At 31.4% G+C, this 3,184-nt stretch carries 2 protein-coding genes; both read left to right on the top strand.

What is annotated here, in order from left to right:
- Positions 1–611: 611 nt before the first annotated feature.
- A complete protein-coding gene (locus GXM17_RS21110; protein WP_163401497.1) occupies positions 612–1,439 on the top strand; it encodes a S1 family peptidase in 828 nt (275 codons plus the stop codon).
- Positions 1,440–1,624: 185 nt separating this feature from the next.
- Positions 1,625–2,980 carry a caspase family protein gene (locus GXM17_RS21105; RefSeq protein ID WP_163401496.1) on the top strand — a complete coding sequence of 452 codons (1,356 nt, stop codon included), beginning with the start codon at positions 1,625–1,627 and terminating at the stop codon, positions 2,978–2,980.
- Positions 2,981–3,184: the final 204 nt, after the last annotated feature.

Here is a 3,184-nt window from a genome sequence, read left to right as displayed (position 1 = left end):
TTTTTAATTCCTATTTTCGTTTAGCCGAAAAGACTCTGTTTCATAGGTTGCAAACAGCTAGAGGCGCAGGAACGTTATGGGGCAGTTGCGCCGAAATTACGCAGATGAAAACAATTAGAAAATAAGCATTTGTTTCCGCAAAAAGTTTACAAAGCAAAAGCGTGAAAATTGGAATCGCCAATAGAAGTCGGAAAGTTGGAATCTGCCAACAGAAAATTGAAAATTGGAATCTGAAAAGCAGAAGCGTGAAAATTGGAAATCTCCTACTCTAACGTGAAAAGCAGAAACTTGAAAAGTTTTGTGCAGAAATTAAAAAGTGAATAATAGAAAATAATGCGCCGAAATTACGAACAGAAAAGCGAAAACGTGAAAATTGGATTTTGCCAACAGAAGCGTGAAAACTTTGTGGATAATCGTAATTTCGACAAAACAACCGCCCCATAACAGCCGTTACACGAGATTTGGGGATTAGGTTGAATTTAAAGATGGTTTTGTACTTGGAAAATTTGTGTTTAACCGAAAGAACTCGCATCTTTAATCCCAAACCTCGTGTAGCGCCAGAACGTTATGCGGCATTTTGAAAAAAAAACGGAGAATTCAATAACAAAATTATGATAAATTTATCAATGTCAGAAATGCTGACTTATTCTACAGTAAGAATAGAATGTGAACTAAAAACTGGAGGAATTTCAACTGGAACTGGCTTTTTCTTCAATTTTGCTGAAGATGAAAGTCAAAAAACTCATGTTCCTGTTGTAGTTACTAATAAGCATGTTATTAAAGATGCAGCAAGAGGAAAGCTGATAATAACAAAATGTGGTAAAGATGGAAACCCAATCGATACTGAACATTTCACTCTGCATTTTGAAAATTTTGAGAATCTTTGGAGACAACATCCTGACGATGAAGTTGACTTATGTGCAATGCCACTTGCTCCATATATAAATGAAGCTAATAAAAGAGGTGAGAAATTATTCTATATTCCTTTTGGAAAAGATTTACTTCCGACCAAAGAGCAGAAAGAAGAGTTGACTGCACTTGAAGATGTATTAATGATTGGTTATCCTAATGGAATATGGGATTCCATAAATAACATGCCGATTTTTAGAAAAGGAACAACAGCAACAAATCCCGCAATAGATTATAATGGCAAAAAAGAAATAATGATTGACATAGCTGCTTTTCCTGGATCAAGTGGTTCACCAGTCTTAATATTTAACGAAGGTGGATATAGAGATAGACATGGTACTATGTTTATGGGGAAAAATAGAGTAATTCTATTAGGAATTCTTTATGCTGGCCCTCAAGCTACTGCTAAAGGTGAAATAATTATGACTCCTAATATTCAGAGACCTATAGCTATATCTCAAATTCCTAATAATTTAGGACTAATTATAAAAGCTGAAAGAATATTAGAACTGGAAAAATTATTTAAATAAAAAAACGCCGCATAACACACGTCTTGCGCCATTTGCGAATTTAGTGGAATTACCGTTTTTTATCGTATTTTCGTTTAGCCGAAAATACTCGTCTTCGTAAGTCGCAAACCGCGCAAGGCGCGAGAACGTTGGCGGATATTTTGGCGCATGAAAGTAGAAAACGAGCATAAATTTGAATATAATAAATGGTAAATAAAATTTTAGGAATTGGCATTGATGAATATTCAGATAAGAGAATTAAAAAATTGAATAATTGTCAAAGTGATTTGAATAAATTAATCAGTTTATTACAATCTAAATATCAGTTTGACGAAGTAGAATTATTACTTCATAAAGAGCAAACAACAAAGAGCTTCATTTATAAAACTCTTTATGATTACATCATTAATTCTTTAAATGATGAAAATTTATTAATTCTTTTTTTAGGTCATGGTGAATATAATCCAAGAATTGAAACTTCATTTTGGCTTCCATCTGATGCAGATATTTACGATCAATCAACTTGGATTTCAACTCTTGAAATATTAAATTTCGTAAAAAAAGCAGAAATAATGCATTTTTGTTTGATAGCAGATAATTGTTATTCTGGCGCAATCTTTGAAGAATCTGAAAGAGGTGGAGGAATAAAATCATTAGAAAACCGTAAATCAAGATTTGCTTTAACATCTGGAAGTATCGAAAAAGTAAAAGATGGTAAAATAGGAGAATCAAGTCCTTTTAATAAAGTTTTGTGTGAAGTACTCGAAGAAAATACTGTAGATGAGATTTCTATTGAAATTATTGCAAATCAGGTAATTTTAAAGTTTCCAAAAGATATAATTCAAACTCCACGAAGTGGAATACTTAATGGTTTAGGACATGAAGGCGGAGCTTTTATACTTAGGTTAAAAGATTCAAATTCTAAAATTATAAAGTTTAAGGAAATCGAATTGCCTTTAAACATTAAAAATAATGTCAAAATAAATTACGAGTGTTCAATACCCTTTTTTGAAAATAGCGATAAATTTGATTCTAACAATATAAATAGTAATATTCAAAATATAGTTTATGAAATTTTAAGTGATTTAAGAACTGGCTTAATTGATTCAGAAGTAAGTTTGGAAGAAGTTTCTCAAGTCTACGATTATTTTTATGAAATAGGATACAATATAAACCTCATATCCTCCAAATTCATTAGTATCAATATTGTTACTTTTAGTTCTTTAGGTGGTCCATATCCAAGAAGTAAAATTATTTCTGTAAATTATATCTTATCACCTGAAAGGAAAATAAAACTAAATGATATAATCCAAATAGAAGATGAGAAATCCTTTTTTAATTCTATAATTCAAAAATATTCTGAAGATGGAGATGAAAAACAAACTCTATTACAATATTTAGAATATTATTCGATTTCTGGAATTGAATTTTCAATAAGTGACAAAATGATTCATATATCACTCCTAAATTACATTCCTAAAGTTGTTCAATGTTATGCATTTATAGAATTTCCTTTAGAAGATTTTAATATAGATATTGGAGAAATATATCATGCAAAATAAAAAAACATCCGCCAACACACGTCTTGCGCCATCTGCGAATTTAGTGGAATTATCGTTTTTTAATCGTATTTTCGTTTAGCCGAAAATACTCGTCTTCGTAAGTCGCAAACGGCGCAAGGCGCGAGAACGTTATGGTGTATAGCTCCGCCGACGAGAATCAGTTGATTTTAATCTGGCATTTTAGTTCGGAAAACAAAATGAAAC

Source organism: Flavobacterium fluviatile, assembly GCF_010645065.1.
Taxonomy (GTDB): domain Bacteria; phylum Bacteroidota; class Bacteroidia; order Flavobacteriales; family Flavobacteriaceae; genus Flavobacterium; species Flavobacterium fluviatile.
The sequence above is the reverse complement of the archived record's forward strand: the minus strand, read 5'-3'. Positions and strand labels throughout refer to the sequence as shown.